The organism is Actinomycetota bacterium (assembly GCA_019347675.1).
Classification (GTDB): Bacteria; Actinomycetota; Nitriliruptoria; order Nitriliruptorales; family JAHWKO01; genus JAHWKW01.
The window spans coordinates 78,546-104,796 of the sequence record JAHWKW010000013.1 but is presented as its reverse complement, the minus strand read 5'-3'; the positions used below and the strand labels follow the sequence as shown (position 1 = coordinate 104,796).

Annotated in this window: 15 protein-coding genes; 2 read left to right on the top strand and 13 right to left on the bottom strand. The window is 70.4% G+C overall.

All coding sequences use genetic code 11. The annotated features are described in order from the left end of the window. The first annotated feature begins 19 nt into the window (after positions 1-19). A complete protein-coding gene (locus KY462_10420; GenBank protein ID MBW3578132.1) occupies positions 20-370 on the top strand; it encodes a nuclear transport factor 2 family protein in 351 nt (116 codons plus the stop codon). 43 nt (positions 371-413) lie between these two features. Here the strand turns inward: KY462_10420 and treY are convergent, their stop codons facing one another. The 10 genes from treY to pdhA form a co-directional block, all read right to left on the bottom strand. Then, a complete protein-coding gene (gene treY / locus KY462_10415) occupies positions 414-3,266 on the bottom strand; it encodes a malto-oligosyltrehalose synthase (protein MBW3578131.1) in 2,853 nt (950 codons plus the stop codon). Positions 3,267-3,276: 10 nt separating this feature from the next. Further along, positions 3,277-5,730 (bottom strand): DUF3536 domain-containing protein, encoded by a 2,454-nt coding sequence (locus KY462_10410; protein MBW3578130.1) that lies wholly within the window; start codon positions 5,728-5,730, stop codon positions 3,277-3,279. Between the two features lie 90 nt (positions 5,731-5,820). Then, entirely contained in the window at positions 5,821-7,653 is a 1,833-nt protein-coding gene (gene treZ / locus KY462_10405) for a malto-oligosyltrehalose trehalohydrolase (protein ID MBW3578129.1), read from the bottom strand. Next, positions 7,650-9,713 carry a 1,4-alpha-glucan branching protein GlgB gene (gene glgB, locus KY462_10400; GenBank protein MBW3578128.1) on the bottom strand — a complete coding sequence of 688 codons (2,064 nt, stop codon included), beginning with the start codon at positions 9,711-9,713 and terminating at the stop codon, positions 7,650-7,652. The genes treZ and glgB overlap by 4 nt, the downstream gene beginning before the upstream one ends. Beyond that, on the bottom strand, positions 9,703-11,838 hold the full coding sequence (gene malQ, locus KY462_10395; GenBank protein MBW3578127.1) for a 4-alpha-glucanotransferase: 2,136 nt from the start codon (positions 11,836-11,838) through the stop codon (positions 9,703-9,705). The genes glgB and malQ overlap by 11 nt, the downstream gene beginning before the upstream one ends. Further along, a complete protein-coding gene (treS, locus tag KY462_10390; GenBank protein MBW3578126.1) occupies positions 11,838-15,218 on the bottom strand; it encodes a maltose alpha-D-glucosyltransferase in 3,381 nt (1,126 codons plus the stop codon). The genes malQ and treS overlap by 1 nt, the downstream gene beginning before the upstream one ends. 8 nt (positions 15,219-15,226) lie before the next feature. Further along, complete coding sequence (locus KY462_10385; protein ID MBW3578125.1) at positions 15,227-17,362, bottom strand: alpha-1,4-glucan--maltose-1-phosphate maltosyltransferase; 2,136 nt, start codon at positions 17,360-17,362, stop codon at positions 15,227-15,229. 80 nt (positions 17,363-17,442) lie between these two features. Further along, entirely contained in the window at positions 17,443-18,873 is a 1,431-nt protein-coding gene (locus KY462_10380; protein ID MBW3578124.1) for a 2-oxo acid dehydrogenase subunit E2, read from the bottom strand. Between the two features lie 95 nt (positions 18,874-18,968). Then, the gene (locus KY462_10375) at positions 18,969-19,934 is read right to left on the bottom strand and encodes an alpha-ketoacid dehydrogenase subunit beta (GenBank protein MBW3578123.1); all 966 of its coding nucleotides are present in this window, start codon (positions 19,932-19,934) and stop codon (positions 18,969-18,971) included. A gap of 17 nt (positions 19,935-19,951) precedes the next feature. Continuing rightward, positions 19,952-21,304, bottom strand: coding sequence for a pyruvate dehydrogenase (acetyl-transferring) E1 component subunit alpha (gene pdhA / locus KY462_10370; protein MBW3578122.1), 1,353 nt, complete (start codon positions 21,302-21,304; stop codon positions 19,952-19,954). A gap of 16 nt (positions 21,305-21,320) precedes the next feature. Between pdhA and KY462_10365 the strand changes: the two genes are divergently transcribed. After that, positions 21,321-22,796 (top strand): HTTM domain-containing protein, encoded by a 1,476-nt coding sequence (locus KY462_10365; GenBank protein MBW3578121.1) that lies wholly within the window; start codon positions 21,321-21,323, stop codon positions 22,794-22,796. Positions 22,797-22,818: 22 nt separating this feature from the next. Here KY462_10365 and KY462_10360 read toward each other — a convergent pair whose 3' ends face one another. Genes KY462_10360 through KY462_10350 form a run of 3 tightly spaced genes read right to left on the bottom strand, consistent with a single transcriptional unit; the run spans position 22,819 to position 26,239 of the window. Then, a complete protein-coding gene (locus tag KY462_10360) occupies positions 22,819-24,321 on the bottom strand; it encodes an alpha/beta hydrolase (protein ID MBW3578120.1) in 1,503 nt (500 codons plus the stop codon). A 5-nt stretch (positions 24,322-24,326) separates the two neighbouring features. Continuing rightward, entirely contained in the window at positions 24,327-25,331 is a 1,005-nt protein-coding gene (locus tag KY462_10355) for an AAA family ATPase (GenBank protein ID MBW3578119.1), read from the bottom strand. Next, entirely contained in the window at positions 25,331-26,239 is a 909-nt protein-coding gene (locus KY462_10350; GenBank protein MBW3578118.1) for a type II secretion system F family protein, read from the bottom strand. Before KY462_10350 ends, KY462_10355 begins: the two co-directional genes overlap by 1 nt. Between the last annotated feature and the right edge of the window lie 12 nt (positions 26,240-26,251).

Here is a 26,251-nt window from a genome sequence, read left to right as displayed (position 1 = left end):
CCCGACGACAGGACTGGCCATGGCCCGCACGCCGCAGGAGACCTTCCAGCACCACGTGGAGGCCCTGGGCGCGCAGGACGTCGACGAGATCGTCGCGGACTACACCGACGACGCCATCTTCGTCGGCAACGGCACGGTGCGGCGCGGCCTGGAGGGGGTGCGGCAGGGGTTCGTCGAACTCATCGACACGGTGCCGGACGCGTCCTGGGAGTTGCCCACGAAGGTCTTCGAAGGCGACATCCTCTACCTTGAGTGGACAGCCGACTCGGCCGAGACCCGGGTCGAAGACGGCACCGACACGTTCGTCTTCACCGACGACGGCCAGATTCGCGTCCAGACGGTGAAGTACACCCCTCAGCCCAAGGGCTGAACGTCTCACCAGCCGGTGAGCCCTGTTCGACTCCAGGCCAACTCTAGGTCGGTGAGATCAGCGCCACCGGCAGGTGCGCGAACGCGTCGGCGAGCCGCAGACGGCCGTCGTCCAGCGTCAGGACACGGCCGGTGAGCAGCTCCCGCGCCCCGGCGGTGCCCGGCAGCTGCACGACCGTGTCGCCCCACGTGCCCCGCACGGGCCACCCGCCGGCGCCGATCGCGGCGGCGCACCGCGGCGCGATCGCGGCGATCCACTCCTGGGCGTCCCGGCGCAGGAACGCCACCACGCGGTCGCGGTGCACGCCGCTGGCCACCACCGGTTCGTAGGTGCCATCCCGCAGCAGTGCCGGACGGGCCTGGCGCTGTTGCAGGGCCCGCCACACCACCAGCAGCTTGACCCGCCCGTCACGCCAGCCCTCGCGGGCGTCGTCGGCGGCCGCGACCGGGTCGGCGGCCACCGCCGACCGGACGCCGTCCAGCAGCCGCCGGCGGTGGACGTAGTCGACGGGCCTGCGGTTGTCAGGATCCACCAGGCTCCAGTCCCACAGCTCGGTGCCCTGATACGTGTCGGGCACGCCCGGGGCGACGAGCTTGAGCAGCACCTGGCTCAGGCTGTTCACGGCGCCAGGCAGCGCCACACGGCCGACGAAACGGCGGACGTCGGCGACGAACTCCTCGTCGGCCAGGACCCGGTCGACGAAGCCGAGGAGAGTCCCCTCGTACCGCTCGTCGGGGTCGAGCCACGACGTGTTGACCTTCGCCTCGCGGGCGGCCTTCTGAGCGAACTGCCGGACCCGTGCCTGCACGTCGGTCTCATCGTCTCGATGCAGCGGCCACATCCCGATCAGGGCCTGGTACAGCAGCCACTCCTCGTTGCGGTCGGGGGCCGTGCGCCCGTCGACGTCGCGGCGGTGGTGGGCGTTGGACGCGGTCCAGCGTGTGACGGCCGCGGCCCACTCGTCGGGGATCTCGGTGAGGACGGCCAGGCGTGCCCGGACGTCCTCCGACCGTTTGGTGTCGTGCGTGGACGTCGCCGTCATGGCGTGCGGCCACGTCCTGGCCCGGTCGGTGACCCGCTGGTGGAAACCGGACACGCCGGCCGGGCGCTCGATCCCGTCGGGATCCACCCCGACCTCGTTCAAGCTGATCAGCCGGTTCTCGACGTAGAAGGTGGTGTCCTCGAACCCCTTGGCCATGGCCGGCCCGGTCAGCTGCTGCCAGCGCAGGACCACCTCGCGCCAGTCGCGGCGGACGTCCTCGTCGATCCCGACCGGCACGTCGAGGGCGGCGACGCGCTCGAGGAAGACCAGCTCACGACCGTCGAGGTCCGGCCGGCGACGACGGACCTCACCGGTCGCGTGTTCCAGCCGCGCTCGGTCACGGGCAGGTAGGTGCCCGTCGCTGAGGTAGGTGCGGTAGACGGGGAACGCCGCGGTGAGCGCGATCAATGTCTCGCGCAGCGCCTCGACCGCCACGCCGGCGACCTCCGGGATCCGCCCCGCCAGATCGACCAGGCGCCGGGTGAGCCCCTCGACCTCTCCGCGGAACAGTTCCTGCAGGACGTCGACCTTGCAGCGGTAACGGGTGTCGGCGACGGCGGTGCGCCGCCCGGTCACGTCCCGGTAGATCTCCTCGATGCGCGCCAGCCCCTCGCCGTCGACGAGCACGGCGTTGACCGCGTTGAGGAACTCGTAGCCGGTCGTCCCGGCGACCGGCCACTCCTGCGGCAGCGGCTCGTCGCCTTCCAGGATCTTCTCGACCACCACGTAGAACCGATCGGGGTGGCCCCCACCGCTCCCCTCGCCTGCGCCGGTCGCGTCCGGCCCGTCACCCGAGCGGCCGTGCGCACCGCCGGTCGCCGCCGACCGGCCCTGGCGCTCGAGTGTCGTGAGGTAACCGCCGGGATCCAAAAGCCCGTCGACGTGGTCGACCCGCAGCCCGGTGACCGCCCCGTCCGCGATCAGCTGGAAGATCCGCTCGTGGCGTTCGGCGAAGACCTGCGGGTCCTCGACACGGACACCGACCAGGTCGGTGATGTCGAAGAACCGCCGGTAGTTCAACCGCTCGACACCGGTACGCCAGAACGCCAGCTCGTAGGGCTGGCGCTCGAGGAGGTCGCGCAGACGCTCGTCTCGGACCTCACGGACGGCGTCGGTGAACACCCGATGCAGCGGTGGGCTGTGCGCGTCGAGCTGGCGGAGGCGCTGGGTGAGTTCGTCGGCGAGTTCGTGGCGGCGGTGGCGTTCGTGGTCGCTGCTGGCGTGGCGGGGCGGGACGTGCTCGGCGATGCCGACCAGGCGGGCCAGCTCCCGGACGGCCGGATGATGATCGCCGAGGGTGACACGCAGGCGGGCCAGAGTGGGCCGGAAGACCTCGGCGCACGTCGCGGGATCCAGCGGCAGACGATCACCGGGGACGTCCAGGTGCAGCCCATCGTCGTCGAGAGCCAGCGTGATGTCCCCGGCGTCGATCGCCTCGTCGAGAGGACGCCCCAGGATCGGCAACACCACCCGACCGTCGCTCGCCTCCCAGTCGATGTCGAACGACGAGCCCTGCGCCGACGCGGGCCCGTGCGTGAGCACATCGACCCACCACGGGTTCTCCGTGCTGGCAGCCAGGTGGTTGGGGACGATGTCGAGCAGCGAGCCGCAGCCGCGGTCCGTCAGTGCGGCGGCCAGCGTGGCCATGCCCTCGTCGCCGCCCAGCTCGGGGTTGATCCGCGTCGGGTCGGTGACGTGGTAACCGTGAGCGGCGCCCCGCGGGGCCGTGAGGATCGGAGACAGGTAGACGTCGCCGACGCCGAGCTCGGCGAGGTAGTCCACGATCGCTGCGGCGGCGCGCAGGTCGAACCGGGCGTCGAGCTGGAGCCGGTAGGTCGCCGTGGGGACGTGCATACCGCGCCGACTACACGGGGCCGGCAGCGACCGCGACGCCGAGCGCGTCACCGAGCTCCTCGATCCGCGCCCTCCAGGCGGCCGCAGCCGCGTCGCCGGCCTGCGCCCGGCCTGCCAGGTCGGGGTAGACCCACTGCAGCATGTCGTAGAACACCTTCTGGGGGCGCCACAGATCGACGTCGAACGGCAACGACCGGGTCATCTGCGCCAGCGTGGTGGCGCGGCACAGCGCCGCACCGTCCGCCTCACCGAACTGCCTGAACAACGACGGCTCGGCGAGTCTCCGCGCCAGCTGCTCGACCAGCGATGCCAGCATCGCGCTCACCGCGTGGGCGAGCCGGACGATGTCCAGCTCGATGTCCCAGGCTCGGGCGTCGTCCAGGAGCGCCTGGACGTGCTGCGGGTCGACGTCTTCGGCGGTCAGCGCCCGTTGCAGGTCGTCGTTCACGACCACGTCGGCGGCCCGCTGGAAGGTCCGCGGCAAGGATCCGCCCAGGTCGGTCAGGTAGCGCATGAGCGGTGCCCGCAGTCGGAAGATGGCCCGGTAGGAGGCACGGGCGTCCTCGACCGAGGAGTCGAGGATGGTGCGCAGGATCCGGCGCTGCTCGTCGCGGAACAGGGTCCGTAGGGAGTGGCGCTGGTCGCCGAAGTGCCGCCCGAGGCGGCGGATCACCGCGGGGAAGTCCGCGACGGCGAAGACGTCGCCGAGCTCGGCGGCCATCGCGTCGTAGGCGGCGTCTTGACCGGCGTCACGGACCCCGGCGTCGAGGTTGTGGTCACCGAGGTGGAGCACCCCGCACTCCAGGCGGGCGGCCTCGGCGGTGATCACCGACCGCACCGTCACCCGCCCGACCGCGAGGCGGGCAGCCCCTGCGGTCAGCGTCCGTCCGCGCTCCCGTTGGACGGTGTAGTTGGGGATGCGGGGCTGGCCGTCGAACAGGGAGCTCACCACGTGGTTGACCGCGACCTTGGCCGGGCCCACCATGGCGGGGCGGACGTGGCGGTCGTAGACGTCCCGCCCGTCGCCCTCGGCCGGGTCGTTGCTGCGGGCGTGGGCGAGCCGGTCCAGGAACCCACCTTCGAGGTCGATCCCGAGCACCTCACCGGCCAACTCGATCGCCCGGCCGGCGTACTGCAGCACCTGGATCGTCTCGATCCGAGCGAGGTCGTCGAAGAACCATCCGCAGCTGGTGTACATCAGCATGGCGTGGCGCTGCAGCTCGAGCAGCTTCCACGCCTGGCTGCGCTCCTGGTCGTTCAGCGGCCGGTGGGCGTGATCGTCGAGGAAGACGCCAGCCGCGCTGCGGTCGAGGACCACCCGGATGTAGGCGTCGCGGGCCGCCCACGGGTCGGCCAGCGTGAGCCCGGCACGACGCTCGAAGTGGCCGTTCACCTCGTCGCGGAGCCAGTCCAGGGCCTCGCGGAGCGGGGCGCGCCAGCCCTGGTCCCACGCGGGGCGGCCGTCGCCGCCGCAGCCACAGTCCGACCGCCAACGCTCCACGCCGTGCGTGCAGCTCCACGACGTGTCCCCGGCGATCTGCAGCTCGTGGCGGGGCGGGTACCGCTCGAGGAACTCCCCGTAGTTGGTCAGCTCCACATCCGGGGCGGCCTGCAGCTGGTGCAGGGCGAAGGCCAGCGCCATGTCGCCGTGGCGGTGGTGGTGGCCGTAGCTCTCCCCGTCGGTGGCGATGTGCACCAGCTGCGGGCCGCCGTGGTCGCGGAAGGCACCGACGAGCCGTCCGGCGAGGAGCCGGCCGTCGGACAGCAGTCCCTCGAACGCCACCGCCCGCGAGATCGGCCCGTCGTAGACGAACACGGCCAGCCGCCCTCCCGACGGCAGGGCCACCCGGTACGCGACGCTGGTGTCGACCTCGTCGGCGGTCACGTCAGCGAACGAGCGTTCACCGATGCGGCGGACCCGCCGGACCTGGTGGGGCGCGAGGATCGTGAACCGGATGCCGTGTTCGGCCAGGGCCTCGAGTGTGTCGAGGTCGACGGCCGTCTCGGGCAGCCACATCCCCTCGGGATCCCGGCCGAAACGGTGACGAAAGTCCGCGACACCCCACGACACCTGCGTGCGCCGATCCCGAGGGTTGGCCAGGGGCATGATCACGTGGTTGTAGGCCTGGGCCAGCGCGGAGCCGTGTCCGGAGAAGCGCTTCTGGCTGTCGTGGTCGGCGTCCACGATCGCTTGGTGGATGTCGGGGGCGGCGCGGGCCATCCACGCAAGCAACGTCGGGCCGACGTTGAAGCTGATCCGCCCGTAGTTGTTGATGACATGGGCGATGCGGCCGGTGTCGTCGAGGACCCGCGAGGCCGCGTTCGTCGCGTAGCACTCGGCGGTGATGCGCTCGTTCCAGTCGTGGTAGGGGTACGCCGAGTCCTGCGCCTCGATGGAACCCAGCCACGGGTTCTCGCGGGGCGGCTGGTAGAAGTGCCCGTGGACACAGACGTAGCGCGGCACCGTGCTCGTTCCTCGTGGCGGTCGGTGAGAGGCGGCAGTGGCTGCGGCCGGCTCGAAGGGTACGGCAACTCCAGGCGGGCCTGGCTGTGGTCAGCCCACGGACTCGAGCACGCGGTCGCGCTCGTAGCGGTACACGGCGGTGGCCCAGGGACCCAGCGTCAACGCGGCTGTTCCGTCGCTGGACAGGGTCGGGGGTGGGTCTCGCGATCCTTCCACCAACCGCCACCGGCCATCGGGGACACGCAGCCGCTCGAGCGTCGCCATCTGGTCTCCGGCGTTGACCGCGACCAGCGCCCGGTCACCGTCGGTGGTCCAGCGGTGCCACGCCAGCACCGGCTGAGCATGGCCGGTGGTGACCTCCAGGCGCTCGCGGTCCAGCGACGCCAGCGCCGGAACGTCGCGGCGCAACGCCAGCAGCCGCCGGTAGCGGTCCAGGAGGGCGGTGTGCCGTTCCTCGTCCTTGCGTCCGTGGTCGAGGCGGGACTGTTCGAACGTCGCGGTGTCTTGCGGGTCGGGGGGCTCACCCACCCACCCGAACGCTGCGAACTCCTCCTTCCGTCCCGCCCGTACCGCCTCGATCAGGTCCGCGTCGGTGTGGCTGACGAAGTACTGGAACGGGTTCGTCTCGCCGTACTCCTCCCCCATGAACAGCAACGGGACGAACGGCGACAGCACGACGCAGGTGGCGGCGACCGCCAGCGCGTCCCACGGCACGAGCGCCGGCAGCCGCTCGCCGTCACGGCGGTTACCGACCTGGTCGTGGTTCTGGGCGCAGACCACGAACCGTTCCGCGGGGACCGAGGTTGGAGCCGCCCCGTGTCGTCGCCCGCGGTGAACCGACCGTTGACCGGTGAACACGAAACCGTCGTTCAGCGCGGCGGCGAGGTGGCGGACGCCACCGAAGTCGGCGTAGTACCCGGCTCGCTCGCCCGTCAGCAGTGCGTGCAGGGCGTGGTGGAAGTCGTCGCTCCACTGGGCGTCCAGCCCGTACCCGCCGAGCTCGTGTGGGCGGATCAGCCGCGGGTCGTTGAGGTCGCTCTCGGCGATCACCGCGATGCGGCGGTTGCGACGCTCGGCCAGGTCATGGGCGGCGCGCCCGAGCTCGTCGAGGATGTGCAACGCTGACCGGTCGAAGATCGCGTGGACCGCGTCGAGCCTCAGGCCGTCGACGTGGCAGTCGTCCAGCCAGTACGACGCGTTCTCGATGAAGTACCGCCGGACCTCGTCGCTCCAGGCGTCGTCGAAGTTGAGCGCCGGACCCCACGGCGTGCCGTAGCGGTCGGTGAAGTAGTGGGCGAAGTCGGCGTGGTAGGCGCCCTCGGGACCGAAGTGGTTGTAGACCACGTCGAGGATGACGCTCAGGTCGCGTGCGTGGCAGGCATCGACGAAACGGCGGAACCCGTCGGGCCCGCCGTAGGTCGACTGCGCCGCGAACGGCAGCACCCCGTCGTAGCCCCAGTTGCGTGCGCCCGGGAACTCCGCGACCGGCATCACCTCGACGGCGGTGATCCCCAGCTCGGCGAGCTCGTCGAGGCGCTTGGCTGCGCTGTCGAACGTCCCGGAGTCGGTGTACGTCCCGACGTGCAGCTCGTAGATGACGTGGTCCCGGAGCGGCAGGCCGTGCCAGTGCTGGTCGCTCCAGGGGAAGTCCGGATCGACCACGGCGGAGGGCCCGTGCACGCCCTCTGGCTGGTGGCGCGATGCCGGGTCGGGGCGGACGAGGTCGGCGTCGAGGCGGTACCGGTACCGGGTACCCGGGCCCGCGTCGTCGGCGACCGCACGGAAGTACCCCCGCGGCAGGGGCTGCATCGCGATCTGCCGGTCGTCGAGGAGCAGCTCGACCTGCTCGGCCTTGGACGCCCACACCAGGAACTCCGTGCGGCCGTCACCCGAACACGTCGCGCCGAGCCGCGCCCCGGTCACGTACGTGACTCGGTCCAGCCCCCTTCGGACTCGGCCTTGAGCACGACGACGCCGAGCGGAGGGATGGTGAGGTTGACGGCGTACGGCCGGCCGTGCACGGCGAACGGGACGGTCTCCACGCCCCCGAGGTTGCCGATGCCGCTGCCGCCGTACTCGGCCGCGTCGCTGTTGAGGATCTCGCGCCAGAAGCCGCTGCGAGGCACACCGACCAGGTAGTTGTGTCGGGGCACCGGGGTGAAGTTGCACGCAACCAGGATGATCTCCCGCGCTTCGCGGCTCTTGCGCACGTAGGTGATGACGCTCTGCTGCCAGTCGGACGCGTCGACCCACTCCCAGCCGTCGGGATGGTTGTCGAGCTCGTGCAGCGCCGGCTCCTGTCGGTAGGTGGCGCCCAGCGTCTGCACCCAGCGCTGCACGCCGTCGTGTTCGGGGTACTCCAGCAGGTGCCAGTCGAGGCTGGTCTCGTGGTTCCACTCGCGCCACTGAGCGATCTCGTCGCCCATGAACAGCAGCTTCTTCCCCGGTGTGGTGTACATGTAGCCGTACAGCGCCCGGAGGTTGGCGAACCGCTGCCAGCGGTCGCCGGGCATCTTCTCGATCAGGGACCCCTTGCCGTGGACGACCTCGTCGTGGGACAGGGGCAGGCAGTAGTTCTCGGTGAACGCGTAGATCCCACGGAACGTGAGCTGGTTGTGGTGCCACGCCCGGTGCACCGGGTCCTGGCTGAAGTACTCGAGCGTGTCGTGCATCCACCCCATGTCCCACTTCATGCCGAACCCGAGACCACCGATGTAGGTCGGTCGTGACACCATCGGCCAGGCGGTGGATTCTTCGGCGATGGTCTGGACGTCGGGGAAGGCGGCGTACACCTCGCTGTTGAACCGGCGCAGGAAGTTGATCGCTTCGATGTTCTCGTTCCCGCCGAATTCGTTGGGGATCCACTCCCCCTCCCGCCGGGAGTAGTCCAGGTACAGCATCGACGCGACGGCGTCCACGCGCAGGCCGTCGATGTGGTAGCGGTCCAGCCAGAACATCGCGCTGGACATGAGGAAGCTGCGTACCTCCGCCCGGCCGTAGTTGAAGATGAAGCTGTTCCAGTCCGGGTGGATGCCCTGGCGCGGGTCGGCGTGCTCGTACAGGTGCGTCCCGTCGAAGTAACCCAACCCGTGCTCGTCGCTCGGGAAGTGCGACGGCACCCAGTCGAGGATCACGCCGACGCCGTGCTGGTGGAGCGTGTCGACGAACGCCATGAAGTCCTGGGGGGTCCCGAACCGGCTGGTGGGCGCGAAGTAGCCGGTCGTCTGGTAGCCCCACGATCCGCCGAACGGGTATTCGGTGATCGGCAGCAGCTCAACGTGGGTGAACCCCATCTGCACGCAGTACTCGGCGAGGGGCTCGGCGAGTTCCCGGTAGGACAGCGGCCGGTCACCATCCTCGGGGCGGCGTCGCCAGGAGCCGACGTGCAGCTCGTAGATGTTGGTCGGAGCGCCGAGGTCGTTGTGCTCGCTGCGGGTGCGCATCCACTCGTCGTCGCCCCAGGCGTAGTCCAGGCCCCACACCTTCGAGGCCGTCTGCGGTGGCGTCTCGGCGTGCACGGCGTAGGGGTCGGCCTTGTCGGCCCGGTACCCGGCGTGCCGGGACGCGACGTGGTACTTGTAGGCGTCGGCCTGCTGGACGCCGGGGATGAACCCTTCCCACACCCCTGAGCCATGACGCTCCCGAAGCGGGTTCGCCCCGCGGTCCCAGCCGTTGAAGTCGCCGACCACCGCGACGTAGTCGGCGTTGGGCGCCCACACCGCAAAGGTCGCCCCTGCCTGCCCCTCGTCGGTCGCCAGGTGGGCGCCCAGCTTGTCGTAGAGCCGCAGGTGGGACCCCTCGTTGAACAGGTACAGGTCGTCGGCGGTGAGCCGCGACCAGGCCGGGGCTGGTGGCGCCGCAGGAGGGGCCGCGTCGGCCGCCGCCTCGGGGGAGGCTGCGCCCTCGGCGATCGGGGCGGGACCGTTCCCGGTGCTGTCGTGCCTGGTCGCCTCGGTCACGTCCTGCTGCCTGTCACTGGCCATCGCTTGAGGTCCTTCCGGCCGAGCGTGCCTTGCTGATCCGTTCGACGGCGTCCACCACGCCGGGGAGGTCGCCGAGATCCTCCAGCCGGTGCCGCGCCCGGCGGCGCCAATTGATCCGCTCATCGACGGTGCCCGGCGTGTTCTGTGGCTCGTCCTCCTGCCACAGATCCTCGACGTTGGCCAGGACGAGCCGCGCGTCGCTGGCACCCAGCCACTCCAGAAGCGCCTCCAGCACGGCCCCGGGATCCTCGGTCCGATCCGGGCCGAGCCCGCCCTGGGCGTTGAGCAGTGCAGCGACCTTCGATCGCACCTTGGCACGGTCTTCGCGGTGGCGTCCCGCCTCCACCTCGTCCAGGAGTCCGAGCTCCACCCCGTCCTGTGCGTCGCGACCGTGCCACCACCGGGCGAACGGCGGCATGTCGTGGGTGTTGACGCTGGCGACGGTGTCGGCGGGGATCGGCGGGAGGACCGGGTCGGCGTCGGGGTCCGCCTCGTACTGCACCACGTACATCCGTGCGACGCCCCGCTCGCGCAGCGCGTCCTCGACCTCGTCGGGGACGGTGCCCAGGTTCTCGCCGATCACCCTCGACCGGTGGCGGTGACTCTCCAACAACAGGACCGCGTACAGCTCGTCGGCGGGGTACCGCACGTACACGCCGCCGGACGTCTCCATCCCGTCGGGGACCCAGAACAACCGGTGCAGGGCCATCACGTGGTCGAGGCGAAGTTCGTCGGCGAGCTCGAGGTGGTGGCGGAGCACGTCCACCACGTGGCGGTAGCCGGACGCGCGCACGGCATGTGGGTGCAGCGGCGGGAACCCCCAGTTCTGGCCGCCCGTGAAGATCTTGTCCGGGGGCGCTCCGGCCGACGCCCCGCGCGCGAACATCTCCCGGTGACGCCACACGTCGTAGCCGTCCGCGACCGTCCCGATCGGCAGGTCCAGGTACGGGTGCTGTCCCGACCGGCGCAGGTCGGTGGCCAGCGCGGCGACCTGCTCGCGGGCCAGCAGCTGGGCGTACAGGTGCATCCGTGCGACGTCGAGGTCGACCGTGTCGAGTTCGAGTTCCCCGTCGCGCGGCCCGGTGGGCCACTCCCACCACGGCGAGCCGTACCGGGCCACGGCGCCGCGGAACAGCGCGTAGTCCTCGACCTCGGGCCGTTGGGCGACGAGCCGTTCCAGGTCGCCGCGGCGGTCGCCGGGATCCTCGAAGAAGCACCGCGACAGCGCGGTGAGCACCTCGCGCTTGAGCCGCGCCAGGCGGCGGTAATCGACCAGTGACGCACGGCGCAGGTCATCGCGTTCGGCGGCGAAGCGGTCGGAGTCGACGAGCGCCCGTGCCGGTTGGCAGCGGTCGAACTCCGGTGCGCGGGTGAGGTCGAGGTACAGCTCGTTCCAGAACAGGCGTGACACCGGGCTGTAGGGGCTGGGGTCGTGGGGTTCCCCGGGACCACCGAGGAAGACCGGCAGGAGAGGGAGCGTGCCCACCACCGCCCCGCCGCGCTCACCGATCCACCGCGCGAACGACGCCAGGTCGGTGAGGTCGCCGGCGCCCCAGTCGCGGTCGGTCCGCAGCGCGTACAGCGGGAGGAACGCACCCCAACCGTGCCCGCGGTCCTCGGGATGGTAGGCGCGCGCTGGGGCGACGATCACCCTCCCGGCGGCCCTGGCCGCGCCGGTCTCGACCACCAGGTCGTGGTAACCGTTGGGCAGGTCGCGCAGGTCGAAGACGTGCGCCTGGTAGGTCACGCCGTCGCGCGTCTCGACCGCTTGGGGTGCCCTCCCCGCGGCGGTCTCCGACCACACGTACCGCTCCCCGGCTTCCAGCGTCAGCTCGAACACGACCGGGTGATCGATCGCCTCGGCGGGCAGGCGGACCTCGACTTCGACGACCGCCCCGCCGAACGCCGCCACGACCGGTTCCAGCGGCCGCGCCCATCGCTCGCGCAGCCCGGCCTTCAGGACCCCGGGGGCCTGTTCTGGCGACTCGATCGGGACGCGCAGCGCACGCAGGGCGGCGAGGATGCTGTCCGCGCCGGCGCGGCGCCGGCGCCCCCACGCGTCCTCGTAGGTGCGCTGGATCCCGTGCAGATCAGCCAGTGCGGCCAGCGGATCGGCGTCGACCATCAGCTCTCCAGCAGCTGCAACGCGCCCTGCAGAGGGATGCGCACCCAGCCGGGGCGGTTGTTCAGCTCGTACCCGAGCTCGTACACCGCCTTCTCCAGGAGGTAGGCCTCCAGCAGGGTCGACAGCTGCTCATGGTCGCCAGGGACGAACGGGGCGTCGCCGACGGTGGTGAGGTAGGAGCGCAGGAACGCTGCGCTGACCCACACGTACCAGTACCGCGTCCAGTCCTCCAAGGCCTCGACCTGCTCGCTGGGTCCGGCGACCCCCCGTGCGATCTGCTCGAACAGGCCGGCGTAGGCCGCGTAGTGGAACGAGCGCACCATGCCCGCGACGTCGCGGAGCGGCGATCGCTTCAACCGCCGCTCCCCCAGCGGCCGGGCCGGCTCCCCTTCGAAGTCGATGATCACGAAGTCCCGGCCGGTGTGCAGCACCTGTCCCAGGTGGTAGTCGCCGTGGGTGCGGATGCGGACGGCATCGAGCTTGCGCTGCGTGAGGGCCTGGAACCGGTCGAGGAGATCCTGCTCACGCTCGGCGAGCCGCTCGGCGTCACCGCGGCTGTCGGGTTCGATGACCTCCAACCCGCGCCGCAGGAACTGGAACGTCTTGCGGGTCAGGGTCCGCATCGACTGGTACAGCGAACGCTGGTAGAGGGTCGTGAACGGTTCGGGGGCGAACGCGGGGTCGTCGGGATCCGACCCCAGGGCCATGTGCAGCTCACCGGTGCGCTGACCGAGCAGCTCCGCCGACGGCACGTACGGCCCGATGCGCGCGTGCACCTCGTCGGGGATGTCCTGGAGGGCCAGCGCGGTGAGCGTCTTCCGGGGCAGCTGTGGCCGATCCGGGCCGTCGCGCGTCTCGGCGAGGGCGGTCTCGTAGTAGCGGTCGAGCGAGTCGAGGGTGTACGCCCACGCGTCGCCCTCGTTGGGGACGAAGCCCTGCAGCAGCGCCAGCGTCAGCGGCTCCCCGCGCTGGCGCCGGTACTCCAGCACGCCCGCCAACGGCGGGGTGTGTTCGAAGCCGACCCGTTCGGTGAGGAACCGCCCGATCTCCAGATCCGGGTTGATGCCCGGCTCGACACGGCGGAACAGCTTGAAGATGAGACGCTGCCCGTACAGCACCGACGTGTTCGACTGCTCGGCGCGGACCACCGACGGTTCCAGTTGGTCGGTGCCGCGCAGCTGACGGAACGCCCGCGCCGGGGTGGCCTGCACCTCACCGTGCGCCGCGGAGATCCTGCGGCGGCGACCGACCATCTCCAGCAGTGCCTCGGCGAACTCGCGCTTCCACATCGCGTCGAACAGCACGCCGCTGTCGCCCTTCCCGCTCCGGGGGCGGACCCGGGCGAGCACCGCGGTGGGGATGTCGGCCAGCACACCGCCCTCGTACTGCTCCTCGACGAACGCCACCGGCAAGGCGTAGGTCTCTGGCTCGCCCTCGGTGTACTGGACGCGGAGGATGACCAGCTCGCAGGCGCCGTCGGCCACCGGGATGGACACGCTCTCCTCGACCGCGATCATCTGAACGGTCCGGGCTTTCCCCCCGAACCAGCGCCGCTCCGCCAGGATCGCCGGCAGCACCCGTTCCACCGCGGCGGTGGTGCGGCCACGGAACAGGCTCTGCCACGAACCCGTGGTGGTCACGACCGGCACTGCGCGCTCCTCGGCGGCCACGCTCGGTGCCGGTTCCGCCTGCTGGCCGCGGTACCCGACGGCGATCTCCTCGCGGGTGTGGTCGATCGTGAACCAGTAGAAGCTGTGCGGCCCGAGCGTCAGGAAGTAGGGCAGCTCCCCGATCGAGGGGAACGGCGTGCGGCCGAACATCTCCACCGGGGTGGCCCCCCGGTAGTCGGACAGGTCGAGCTCGACCGCCTGCGTGAACCGGCTGAGGTTGGCCACCACCAGGACCCGCTCGTTGCCGTACGCACGGACGAACGCCAGCACCTTCGGGTTGTCGGGGAACAGGAACTCGATGGTTCCCCGACCGAACACCCGATGTCGCCTGCGCAACGCGATCAGGCGTTTCATCCACCACAGCAACGACGACGGGTTGGCCTGCTGCGCCTCGACGTTCACCGTCTCGAAGTGGTACTCGGGATCGATGATGATGGGCAGGTACAGCCGCTGCGGGTTGGCGCGCGAGAACCCGGCGTTGCGGTCCGACGACCACTGCATCGGGGTGCGGACGCCGTTGCGGTCGCCGAGGAAGATGTTGTCACCCATGCCGATCTCGTCGCCGTAGTACAGGACGGGCGTGCCGGGCATCGAGAACAGCAGGCCGTTCAGCAGCTCGATCAAGCGGCGGTTGTTGCCCAGCAGCGGTGCCAACCGCCGGCGGATGCCGAGGTTGACCCGCATGTGTTCCTCACGGGCGTACGCCCGGTACATGTAGTCGCGTTCCTCGTCGGTGACCATCTCGAGCGTCAGCTCGTCGTGGTTGCGCAGGAACACCGCCCACTGGCAGACCTCGGGGATCTCGGGCGTCTGCTGCAGGATGTCGATGATCGGGAAGCGATCCTCCATCCGCACCGCCATGAACAGTCGAGGCATCAGGGGGAAGTGGAAGTTCATGTGGCACTCGTCGCCGTCACCGAAGTAGGTTGCGGCGTCCTCCGGCCACTGGTTCGCCTCGGCGAGGAACATGCGGTTGTCGTGCGTGGCGTCGAGGTGCTTGCGCAGGTCCTTCAGGACCTGGTGGGTCTCGGGGAGGTTCTCGCAGTTGGTGCCTTCCCGCTCGACGAGGTACGGGATGGCATCCAGGCGCATCCCGTCCACACCCAGGTCCATCCAGAAGTCGAGGACCTCCTCGACCGCCGCCGTGACCTCGGGGTTGTCGTAGTTGAGGTCCGGCTGGTGAGAGTAGAACCGGTGCCAGTAGTACGCGTCGGCACCGCGGTGCCAGGTCCAGTTCGACGACTCGAAGTCCTGGAAGATGATCCGGGCGTCCTCGTAGCGGTGAGCGGTCTTGCTCCACACGTAGAAGTCACGGTGGCTGCTGCCCGGCGGCGCCGCCACCGCCCGTCGGAACCACGGATGCTCGTCGGAGGTGTGGTTGATGACCAGCTCGGTGATCACCTTCAGTCCACGGCGGTGGGCCTCGCGCAGGAACCTCTTGAACTGCCGCAGGTTGCCGTACGACGGGTGTACCGCGGTGTAGTCGGCGATGTCGTACCCGTCGTCACGCAGCGGCGACGGGTAGAACGGCAGTAGCCACAGGGCCGTGACACCGAGGTCACGGAGGTAGTCCAGCTTCTCGGTCAGCCCGGCGAAGTCGCCGATCCCGTCCGCGTCGCTGTCGTGGAAGGCGCGGACGTGCAGCTCGTAGACGACCGCGTCCTTGTACCAGAGCGGATCGTCGTCGAAGCCGCCGTGTCCGTCGAGCATCCGGGCGGTCATCGGTAGGTCGGGAAGTCGCGCTCGGTGCGGTGCTGCGGCAGCATGCGGAAAACGTGCCCTGGCACGTCCGGAGACAGCTGCACGAAGTTGGCCGAACCCTGCCAGGGGTACCGCGCCCCGGTCAGCAGGTCGTGGGCCTGGAAGGGCTCGCCGTCGTCCAGGCCGAGATCGTGCAGGTCCAGGTGGGTCCAGCCCGACTGCGTGTTGTGGGGATCGGTGTTGACCACGCACAGGATGACGTCGCTGAGATCGGGCGTGGACTTCGAGTACACCAGCATCGCCGGGTTGTCGATCGTGTGGAAGTGCAGCCGACGATCTGCGTGCAGGGCTGGATGGTCGCGACGGATCCGGTTCACGCGGGCGATCAGGTCGCGCAGCGACCCCTCCGCATCCAGTGGCCAGTGGCGGACCTCGTACTTCTCGGAGTGCAGGTACTCCTCGGAACCCGGCCGGACCGCGACGTGCTCCTGCAGCTCGAAGGCGGGGCCGTAGATGCCGTAGTTCGCCGCGAGGGTCGCGGCCAGGATCAACCGCTGCACGAACGCCGGGCGTCCGTTGTACTGCAGGTACTCGGTCAGGATGTCGGGCGTGTTCGGCCAGGCGTTGGGCCGGAAGTACTCGACCAGGTCCGTCCGGGTCAGTTCGGTGAAGTACTGCTGCAGGCTCCACGCGTCGTTCCGCCACGCGAAGTAGGTGTAGGACTGGGTGAACCCGAGCTTGGCGAGCTGAGCCATCACCTTGGGTCGGGTGAACGCCTCGGACAGGAAGATCACGTCGGGGTGATCGCGCCGGATCTCGGCGATGCACCACTCCCAGAACGGGAACGGCTTGGTGTGCGGGTTGTCAACCCGGAAGACCCGCACGCCCTGGTCGACCCAGAACGTGAAGATGCTCTTCAGCTCCTCCCACAGGGCCTGCCAGTCCTCGGTCTCGAAATCGAACGGGTAGATGTCCTGGTACTTCTTCGGCGGGTTCTCGGCGTACTGGATCGTCCCGTCGGGGCGGTGGAGGAACCACTCGGGGTGCTCACGGACGTACGGGTGATCAGGTGAGCACTGGAAGGCGACATCCAGAGCGATCTCCAACCCGCGATCGCGGCAGGCCTGGGCCAGCTTCGCGACGTCCTCGACCGTGCCGAGCTCCGGGTGCACCGACTTGTGCCCGCCATCGTGGGAGCCGATCGCCCAGGGGCTACCGACGTCGCCCACGTCGGCGACCGGATAGTTGTCGCGGCCCTTCCGCGCTGTCTCGCCGATCGGGTGGATCGGCGGGAGGTACAGCACGTCGAACCCCAGTGCCTCGACGTACGGGAGGCGGTCGATCACGTCCTGGAGGGTGCCGTGCCGGTCCGGATCGGGCGACGCCGAGCGCGGGAACATCTCGTACCATGCGCTGTGGCGAGCGCGTTCCCGGTCCACCCAGACCGGCAGCAGGTACGGGTAGGTGGTCGCGAACCGCTTGGGTCCGTGGCGACGCATCAGGATCGTCAGCTCCTCGTGCAGCGCCGCCTGCGCACGCTCCCACATCGGGGCGTCCCCGCGGAGTCGGTCGGCGTACTCCTGTAGCCGGTCGGCGTCCGGTCCGTCGGCACCGGCGACGGCCTCGTCGATCAGCTCGGCGCCGATGAGCAGGTCGATGCCGACGTCCTGGTCGGCTGCGACGCGCTTCTCCAGGTCGTGCACCCACGTCTTGAACCGGTCGACCCACGCGATGATGGCGTACTCGTAGAAACCCAGTTCGGTGACCGTGAACGGCGCCTGCCAGCGATCGTTGCCGAGAGTCTCCATGGCGACGTCGTGCCAGGGACCGTGGTTGGGTTCGCGCCGGTCCGTCCCGGCCGTCCTCCACCGCACATCGCACGAGATCTCGTCGTGGCCGTCGGTGAAGACGTCCGCCTCGACGACGACCTCCTCACCGACCGTGCGCTTGACCGCGTAGCGCCCCAGGCCCACCTGCGGCGTGACGCCTTCGACGACCACGCGACTGCGGCCCTCGTGGTGCTGCTCCGTCCCGGGATCCGGGGCCGCAGGCGTGGCGGCGCGGCTCAAGGTGCCCTCCCTTGGTGCGTAGTGGATGCCCGCCGGCCACTGTAGGCAGGCGGGTTCCGGCTCGCCGGGGACCGCCCCGACCATCGCACCGTCCGTCCGTCGGGTGTGGCCGCCGCGTCAGCCGACGCACGACCCGGAGGGTCCGGTGCCCGCCGCGCGCGGCTTCAGCTGTGCAGCAGGATCCGCGACGGTTCCTCGACCAGCTCCCCGACGTACGACACGAACCGGCCGGCGTCGCCGCCGTCGGCGATGCGGTGGTCGAAGGCGACCGTGAGCGTCACTGTCCGGCGCACCGCCAGTGCTCCGTCCACCACCCAGGGCCGCTCCTTGGTCGCTCCGACGCCGAGGATGGCAGCCTCGGGGTGGTTGACGATCGGGTCGGCGATGTCGTTCCCGAGCGACCCGTAGTTGTTGACGGTGAAGGTCCCGCCGGTCAGTTCCTCGGGCCGGATCGAGCCGTCCCGGGCGGCCGCTGCCAACCGGGTGAGCTCGCGGGCCAGCCGCAGCGTGGAACGCCGGTGGGCGTCGCGAACCACCGGGACCAGCAGGCCCCGGTCGGTGTCGACCGCGACGCCGAGGTGGATGCCCTCCAGCAGGCGGATCTCGTCGGCGTCTTCGTCGAGGAAGGCGTTGAGGATCGGAAACCTCCGCAGCGCCAGGACCGTGGCGCGCGCCATGACCGCGAAGGCCGTGATCCGGCCGCTGTGACCCTCCGACCGTGCCGACCGCGTCAGCCGGTCGGCCAGCTCCCACGTCGCGGTGCAGTCGACGGTGACGGATGCCGAGGCGTGCGGGATGGTGGTCCGCGACCGGATCATCTTCTCGGCGATGCGCTTGCGGATCCCCGACAGCGCGATCACATCACCCGGCGCGCGCCCTCGAAAGCCGAGGTCGGCGGCTGCCACGCCGGTGTGGGGTACGACCGCCTCGGGAGCCTGCTGCGCCTCGGGCGCGCCAGCGGCTGCCTGCGCGGCGGCGCGGACGTCGTCGCGGGTGACGATCCCGCCCTTGCCCGACCCGGGAGCGATCGCTGCCAGGTCGACGCCGAGGTCCTTCGCGAGCTTGCGCACGGGCGGGGGGGCCAGGGGCCGCTGCGATCGGCTCGCCGAGGCCGCGTCGCCGTCCCCACCCGGGCCGGTGGGTTGCTTGCGCGTCGCGTTCCGCCGCCGCCGCGTCGCCGATCCCGCCGCGGCGCCGTACCCCACCAGCACATCGGTGTCGTGAGCGTCGTCTGCGGCGTCGTCCTCGGCGCCGGCCTCCGGGCCCGCCTCGGAGTCGGCCGAGGCGGCTTCGTCGGCCACCTCGAGCTGGTCGTCGACGCCCTCTGGGACGTCGGCTGCCGCGGCGACGTCCTCCACGTCGATGCGGACCAGCGGCTCGCCGACCGCCAGCTCCTCGCCGACCTCGCCGAAGCGTTCGACGACCGTCCCCGCGAACGGGCAGGGCACGGACACCGTCGCCTTGGCGGTCTCGAGCTCGCAGATGTCCTGGTTGAGCTCGACGTGGTCCCCGACGTCGACGTGCCACGCGACGATCTCCCCCGACTCCAGGCCCTCGCCGAGGTCGGGGACAACGAAGTCGCGGATCTCACCCATGCGCTCGCTCCCATCTGGCGTCTGCGGTCGAACACCGCCGGCTCCCACCTGCTCCTCCTGACAGGTCGCCGTCGGACGCCAGCGCACCGTCGCCTCTAGAAGGACAGCGACTGGTCCACGATATCCAGGATGCGATCAACGTCGGGCAGCCAGAACAACTCGAGCTTCGCCGGTGGGTAGGGGGTATCGAACCCGGTGACGCGGAGCACGGGCGCTTCGAGGTGGTAGAAGGCCATCTCCTGCACCCGGGCGGCGATCTCGGCGCCCATCCCCAGGGTCATCGCCGCCTCGTGGACCACGACGCACCGGCCGGTCTTCCGCACCGACGCGACGATGCTGCGCTCGTCGAGCGGGTTCAGCGAACGCAGGTCCACCACCTCGACGCTCGCATCGAGCTCGTCGGCGGCCGCGCCGGCGGCCTCCGTCGCCGTCCGCACCATCGGCCCGTACGCGACCAGCGTGACGTCGCTGCCCTGGTGACGGACGACCGCCTGGTGCAAGGGCCGCGGGTCGTCGACCGGCAACTCGCAGTCCTCCTTCATCCAGTAGCGTCGCTTGGGTTCGAGGAACACCACCGGATCGGGGTGCTGGATCGACTGACGCAACATCGTGTAGGCGTCCGACGGGGTGCTCGGGGTCACCACCTTCAGCCCGGCTGTGTGCACCCAGTAGGTCTCTGGGCTCTCCGAGTGATGCTCCACGGCACCGATGCCACCCCCGTAGGGGATGCGCACCGTGACGGGGATGGTGACCGTTCCCCGCGAGCGGTTGCGGTACTTGGCGATGTGGCTGACCAGCTGCTCGAACGCCGGGTAGGCGAACCCGTCGAACTGGATCTCCGGGACCGGCTTGAACCCGTACAGCGCCAAGCCCAGCGACGTGCCCAGGATGGCCGACTCGGCCAGCGGCGTGTCGAAGCAGCGTTCCTGGCCGAAGCCGTCCTGCAGCTTGTCGGTGACGCGGAACACACCGCCGAGCCGGCCGACGTCCTCCCCGAAGACCAGCACCCGGTCGTCCGTCGCCATCTCGTCATGCAGAGCCCGGTTGAGGGCCTGCGCCATCGTCACCGTGGCCACGTTCAGCGCTCCTCGGCGGCCTCGAGCTCGGCCCGCAGCTGCTCACGCTGGCGCTGCAGGTGCGGCGGGGGCTCGACGTAGACGTGCTCGAAGAGCTCGAGCGGATCCGGGTGAGGCGCGTCGTAGATCTGCTTGCGGACGTGTTCGGCCTGTTGCCTGGCTTGCTCGGCGACGTCGTCGGCGAAGGCGTCCTCCCACAGGTCGCGGCGCTTGAGGAACGTCTCCATCCTCGAGATGGGGTCGAACGTCGCCCAGTACTCCAGCTCCTCCTGCGCGCGGTACCGGGTCGCGTCGTCGGAGGTGGTGTGGGCCTCCATGCGGTAGGTCAGCGCCTCGATCAGCGTCGGCCCGTCCCCCGCGCGGGCCCGTTCGACCGCCCACTTGGTCACCGCGTAGGACGCGAGGACGTCATTGCCGTCCAGCCGCCGCCCCGGCATCCCGTACCCAACGCCCTTGTGTGCGATCGACGGGGCGTGGGTCTGCTTCGACAGCGGGACCGAGATCGCGTACTGGTTGTTCTGGCAGTAGAAGACACACGGCGCCTGGAACACCCCTGCGAAGTTCAACGCCTCGTTGGTATCGCCCTCCGACGTGGCACCGTCACCGAAGTAGATCAGCGCGACGATCGGGTTGTCGTCGAGCCGTGCGCCCATCGCGAACCCGACGCCGTGCAGCGTCTGCGTCCCGATCGGGATCGTCATCAACGCGAAGTTGAACTCGTGCGGGTCGTGGTCGGACAACCACGTCCCCCGGTACAGGTGCAGCGTCGCGGCCGTGTCGATCCCGCGGGTGATCCCGGCCGCCAGTTCCCGGTAGGACGGGAAGATCCAGTCGTGGTCGGCCAGCGCATAGGCGCTACCGACTTGCGCGGCTTCCTGGCCGCGGCACGACGCGTAGACTCCGAGCTGGCCCTGACGCTGCAGGTTGATCGCTTCCTGGTCCACGCGACGTGCGACCACCATGTGGCGGTACAGGCGCCGCAGGTCCTCGCCCTTGAGGTCCAGCGGGTAGCTGTCGTGCTCGTGGAACATCCCCTCTCGGTCAAGGAGCTGCACGGGCTCGAGGTTGGGCAACAGGTCTTCCGGATCGACGTCGGGATTGACCAGCGATCGAAGGTCGGGTCCTTCGTGATCCGGCTCGGGCGCGTCCAGTGCCGGCTCGAGAGGCTGATGGGTGTCGCCCGCGGCCTGCTCGTTGGTCGCCACGTGCGGTCCCTCCTCCCGTCGCGTCGAGGCGGCGAGCTCGTTGCGTCCACTGGGGCCGCGCGGGGTCGCCGTGGCCCACGCCGCCGAGCCTATCCGGTGCGCGGATCGTGGCGTCTGGGCGGGGGTAGCATCCCGTCCGGCTGTCAGCATCCGTTGGGCTATCCACGTGTCAGACGACGTCCGGGGCGTGGCGGTCGCTCGGGGCGACGGAGTCGCGGAGCGCCGCGGAACCCACGAGAGCGCCGCGGCGGTGACCTTCTCGGTCATGTGGGCCATCGCGGTCCTGTTCCACATCTTCAGCGGACCGATGCGCTTCGAGGCCTTCCCCGAACCCACGGCGCTGGGGGTGAACCTCTTGGCGCTCGGGGGCGTCGCCGTCGCGGTGCTGGTCAGACCACGCGACGTGCGGCTTTTCGTCCTGTTGGGGGCGCTGCAGCTGCTGAGCGTGTGGCTGGAGACGCCGCGTCTGGGCAACCACTGGTTGGTCGGCGGCTTCGTCAGCCTGGCCGTGCTGGCGTCCGCGGCCTCGGTCTGGTGGAGGGATCGGAGGCTGGACGCCGCCAAGCTGTTCCGCACGTTCGCACCGGCGGCCCGCTGGATCCTGCTGATCTTCTACGCCTTCGCGGCCTTCGCGAAGCTCAACCAGGACTTCCTCGACCCGGCGGTGAGCTGCGCGACGTTCTTCGCCCGCGAGTCGCTGGCGGTCTTCGGCCTGGACGACCTCGTGGCTGGCGGGGTGTCCGGGGCCGTGGTCGCCGGGACGATCCTCGTGGAGCTTGCGGTCCCCGTCCTGCTGGTCCTGCGCCGTACCCGCACCGTGGGCGTGGTGCTGGCCGTCGGGTTCCACACGGTGCTGGCGGCCGATCTTGCGCACCCGTTCTTCGACTTCTCGTCGCTGCTGTTGGCGCTGTTCGTCTTGTTCCTGCCGCCGGGCTTCGCCGGCTGGCTGCGGTCGAAGATCACGGCCCGCGGTCGGGCGGGCGGTCTCGTGGAGGCGGGCGCGCACGTATTGATCCTGGTCGTCGCCGTCCTGCTGCTGGCCGCGCTCGGGCCGGCCAACCCGGGCCTAGCCGTGCTGGCGCTGGCGGGGGCCTACCTCCTGTGGTTCGCCTACGGAGCGGTGTGCGTGCTCGTCGTCGTCATGCACGTGCTGCTGCACCGACCTGCTGCGGAGCCAGGCTTGTTCGCCCTCCCCGGGAGAGCCATGGCGCTCGTCCCGGTGCTGGTCCTGCTGAACGGACTAACCCCGTACCTGGAGCTCAAGACCGCGTTCGGCTTCGACATGTACAGCAACCTCGTCACGGTGGCGGGCACGTCGAACCATCTCGTCATCCCTGCCACGCTGCCCTTGACGGATGTCCAGGAGGATCTCGTGGCCATCCGATCGTCGTCGGATCCCGGGCTGCAGTGGTACGCGGACAACGAGTACGCGCTGCCGTGGTTGACGTTACGCGCCTACCTGGACGACCACCCGGACGTCGCCGTGCTGTACGTCCGAGGCGGCAAACTGCACGAGATCAGCCCGGGTGACCGACACGGCGTCGCGCCGGTCCCGGCGTGGCAGGAGAAGCTGATGGCGTTCCGGGCTGTCGACCTGCGCAGCTCCAAGCGTTGCCAGGACCGGTGGGGTGTGGCCAACTGAACGACGGCCACGCCAGCGTGGGTCAGCCGCACGACCTGGTCGGATCGGGTGGGGTTAGCTCGATCAGGTAGCGGATCACGGCGCGGTCGGTGCAGACGTTCTCGCCGCCGAAGGCCGTATGACGATCCCCGTCCCGGGTCAGCAGCACGCCGCTGTCCAGCTGGGCGACCAGGCTCTCGGACCAGCCGAACGGCGTGATGAGATCGCCGCGGTTGCCGATGACCACGATCGGTGGCGTCCCAGGAGCCGCGATCTCGCGAGGAGCGCCCTCCGCGGCGACCGGCCAGAACGCACATGGTGCGTGCAGGAACAGTGACACCGGGCCGAAGCGCGGGGCGCTCGCCGCGAGGTCGGTCGCGAGCGCCGGCAGCTCTCCCGGCGCCGGGGCCGGCACGTCCAGGCAGTTCACCGCCATCAGGGACGCCAGTTCGTCGGCGAGAGCGTCACCATCGCCCGCGACCGGTGCGAGGGGCGCAGCCAGCAGCGACCCGTTGCCCTCCCATGCCAGCGCGAGCGCTGCCGCCAGCAGCGGCCACCGGGGCCGATCACGCAGCAACGCGAGCACTGCGACGGCGGCCTGCCCGGGTTCCAGCCGTCCACCGAGCTCTGGCGCCGGTAGCCCGCGCGCGTCGAGGTCGGCCATCAGCGCGTCGAAGGCCGCCAACGTCGACCGCTCAGCGGGCAGTGGGCAGTGCTCGTCGGATGCGCAGGTGGCGAGGAACTCGCTCAGCGCGGCTTCGAGCGCACCCGCCTGCGCGCGGACCTGACCGGTGAGATCCAGCGTGGGATCGACCGCACCGTCGAGCACCAGCGCACGGACGTTCTCGGGGAACAGATCGGCGTAGGCGGCCCCGATGCGCGTCCCGTACGAGTAGCCGAGGTAGGTCAGCTCCGCGTCGCCGAGCGCGACACGGATGGCGTCGAGGTCACGCACGACGTTCGCGGTCGCGACGTGGGCCAGCAGGTCCGCGCTGGCGTCGCCGCAGGAGGTGGCGTACGCCTCCGCCGCAGCGAGGACCGCCGCGGTCTCGCCGGCGTCATCGGGGGCGAGGTCCTGCGATAGGAAGGCCCTGGAGCCGCCGTTGCAGCTGACGGGCCGGCTGGCAGCCACACCGCGGGGGTCGAAGCCGACGATGTCGAAGCGGGCGCGCAGCTCGGCCGGGATGACCTGGACGCTCCAGGCGCGGACGAAGTCCACGCCGGAGGATCCCGGCCCGCCCGGGTTGATCACGAGCGAGCCGATGCGACGCCCGGCCGGCGGCGCCGGCAGGCGGATCAGCGCCAGGTCGATCGTCTCCGCGGCCGGATCGTCGTGATCCAGCGGGACCGGGACGGTGGCGCACTCGAACGGGGCCTCGCACGGCTCCCACGCGACCGTCGGGGTGAGCGGTTCTTCGGCTGTCGGCGGCGGCTCGACGGCTGCGTGGGCGTCCGGGTTCGCGCTGAAGGTGTCGCCGGTTGCGCACCCTGTCAGCAGGACGGCCGACGTCACGGCAGCCGCCCACCGGGTGCTCCATCGCCGCATCCCGGCTACTCGACGTTCAGGCGCTCGTCGACCAGGCGCTCGCGCACGTAGTCACCTTCCGGGTCGAAGCGGTAGTGCGCGAAGTCCTTGCGGAACTCGAGGTCGACCAGCGCCGGCCCGCCCCGGTTCTTCTCGACGCTGAAGACCACGTAGTGGCGGAAGCCCTCCGCGCGCACCGTGTCGTACGCGAGGTGAACCTTGGACACGCAGCGCGACTTGTCGTTGAGGAGCACCGCGACGTCCGCCTCGTATGCCAGCGCGGAGGAGCCTCGGAGGTGATGCAGCCGCAGCCGTGGTGAGTCGAGGGCGCTGCGGTCAGCTGCCGTGATGGCCAACACCGGCACCTGGCGGCTTAGCGCCAAGTCCTTGAGCGCCTCGGCGATGCGGGTCACCTTCTCGGCCTCGTCGGGCGGCTCCGGCTTGACCGCCACCTTCTGCAGGTAGTCGACGATGAGCAGCCCCCCGCCGGCGAGGTGCTCCTCGACGAGGTCCGCCAGCTCTCCGACACCGGTGTGAGCCCCGGATGCCGATACCAGCCACAGGCGGTCGCTGTAGCCACGAAGCCGGTCGATGGCGGCTGCGAGCAGCGGTTCACGGTCGACGAGTGCGCGGAACGACAGGGATGCACCAAGGCTGTCCCGCACCGCCTCGCGCAGCAGCTCCAGGTGGGGGTCGAGGTGGTCGCCGTCCTGGCCGAGCTCCATGAGCAGCAGCCGGGTGAGCAGTTCGCCGGCCGTGTGCTCGTAGCAGGCGTAGACGACGTCGCCACCTGACCGTGCGTGGTGTCGGGCCACCTGAAGGGCAGCGACGGTCTTCCCAACACCGGGCAACCCGGCGAGCAGGACGAGGTCCGTGGAGCCGATGCCGCCCCCGAGGGTGGTGTCGAGGACGTCGAACCCGGTGGGCAACGGGGCTCCCCGGACGGTCCCGCCGTGGTCGTCCGCGGTGAGCAGCGCGTCCAGTGCGGCGGCCGCGGTCGTCGGCGTGTACCGCCGTCGAGGGTCCTCCATCAGCCCATCCCGGCGAAGGTCTGGTAGATGCGGATCGCAGCTGGGCCGAGGATGACGATGAACAGCGCAGGCAGGATGCACAGCACCACGGGGAAGACGATCTTCACCGGGATCTTCATCGCGTGCTCCTCGGCGCGCTGGCGACGCTTGACCCGCAGCTCCGCCGCCTGTGTGCGCAGCACGTCGGCGACCGGGATGCCGTAGTTCTCCGCCTGGATCAGCGCGAGGACGAAGTGACGCAGGTCGGGGACGTTCGTGCGCTCCATGAGGTGGCGCAGAGCCGCCGACCGCGAGACGCCGAGTTGGGCCTCCTGAAGCGTCCGGGTGAACTCCTGGGCCAGTGGCCCGCTGCCGCTCCTGGCCGACCTGGCCATGGCCGAGTCGAACCCCAGGCCGGCCTCGACCGCGATCGTCATCTGATCGAGCGTGTCCGGCAGCTCCCGCTGGATCTCGGCCTGGCGTTCCTGACCCCTGCTCATCAGCAGGAGGTCGGGGGCGAAGTACGCGAGCGCGGTGACCGCCAACCACAGCAGGAACCACATCGCCGTGCGGTTCGAGGAGAACAGCAGGTAGCCGACGAGCAGGCCGCCGAGGCCGAGCACCACCTTCGCCGCGAGGAGACGCTCCATCGGCCACGTGACCGGCTGGCCTGCGAGGATCCGGCGCCGGTCCAGTGCGGCCGCCCAACTCGCCGGGGTCAGGCGCCGGCCACGTTCGGCGAGGAACTGGCCCAGCGGACGGAGTGCCCGCTCGCTCGCCGACCGTGCGAGAACGGCCTGGCGGAGGTCGGTCGCACCGAGGTTGTCGCGTGCGCTGCGTCCCGGCGTCCGCGCCGAGGCCAACGACCACCACATCAGAGGCAGGGAACAGCCCACCGCCACCGCGGCCACCATGATCGGGATCGGCATCTCCGTCGTCCT

Bases quoted from the DNA above. Each gene is read 5' to 3' on its own strand.
- KY462_10375 (MBW3578123.1), bottom strand. From the start codon at position 19,934: ATGGCGCAGGCCCTCAACCGGGCTCTGCATGACGAGATGGCGACGGAC.
- glgB (MBW3578128.1), bottom strand. From the start codon at position 9,713: ATGGCCAGTGACAGGCAGCAGGACGTGACCGAGGCGACCAGGCACGAC.
- treS (MBW3578126.1), bottom strand. From the start codon at position 15,218: ATGCTCGACGGACACGGCGGCTTCGACGACGATCCGCTCTGGTACAAG.
- KY462_10420 (MBW3578132.1), top strand. From the start codon at position 20: ATGGCCCGCACGCCGCAGGAGACCTTCCAGCACCACGTGGAGGCCCTG.
- treY (MBW3578131.1), bottom strand. From the start codon at position 3,266: ATGCACGTCCCCACGGCGACCTACCGGCTCCAGCTCGACGCCCGGTTC.
- KY462_10380 (MBW3578124.1), bottom strand. From the start codon at position 18,873: ATGGGTGAGATCCGCGACTTCGTTGTCCCCGACCTCGGCGAGGGCCTG.
- KY462_10350 (MBW3578118.1), bottom strand. From the start codon at position 26,239: ATGCCGATCCCGATCATGGTGGCCGCGGTGGCGGTGGGCTGTTCCCTG.
- KY462_10355 (MBW3578119.1), bottom strand. From the start codon at position 25,331: ATGGAGGACCCTCGACGGCGGTACACGCCGACGACCGCGGCCGCCGCA.
- pdhA (MBW3578122.1), bottom strand. From the start codon at position 21,304: ATGCTGACAGCCGGACGGGATGCTACCCCCGCCCAGACGCCACGATCC.
- malQ (MBW3578127.1), bottom strand. From the start codon at position 11,838: ATGGTCGACGCCGATCCGCTGGCCGCACTGGCTGATCTGCACGGGATC.
- KY462_10385 (MBW3578125.1), bottom strand. From the start codon at position 17,362: ATGGTCGGGGCGGTCCCCGGCGAGCCGGAACCCGCCTGCCTACAGTGG.
- KY462_10360 (MBW3578120.1), bottom strand. From the start codon at position 24,321: ATGCGGCGATGGAGCACCCGGTGGGCGGCTGCCGTGACGTCGGCCGTC.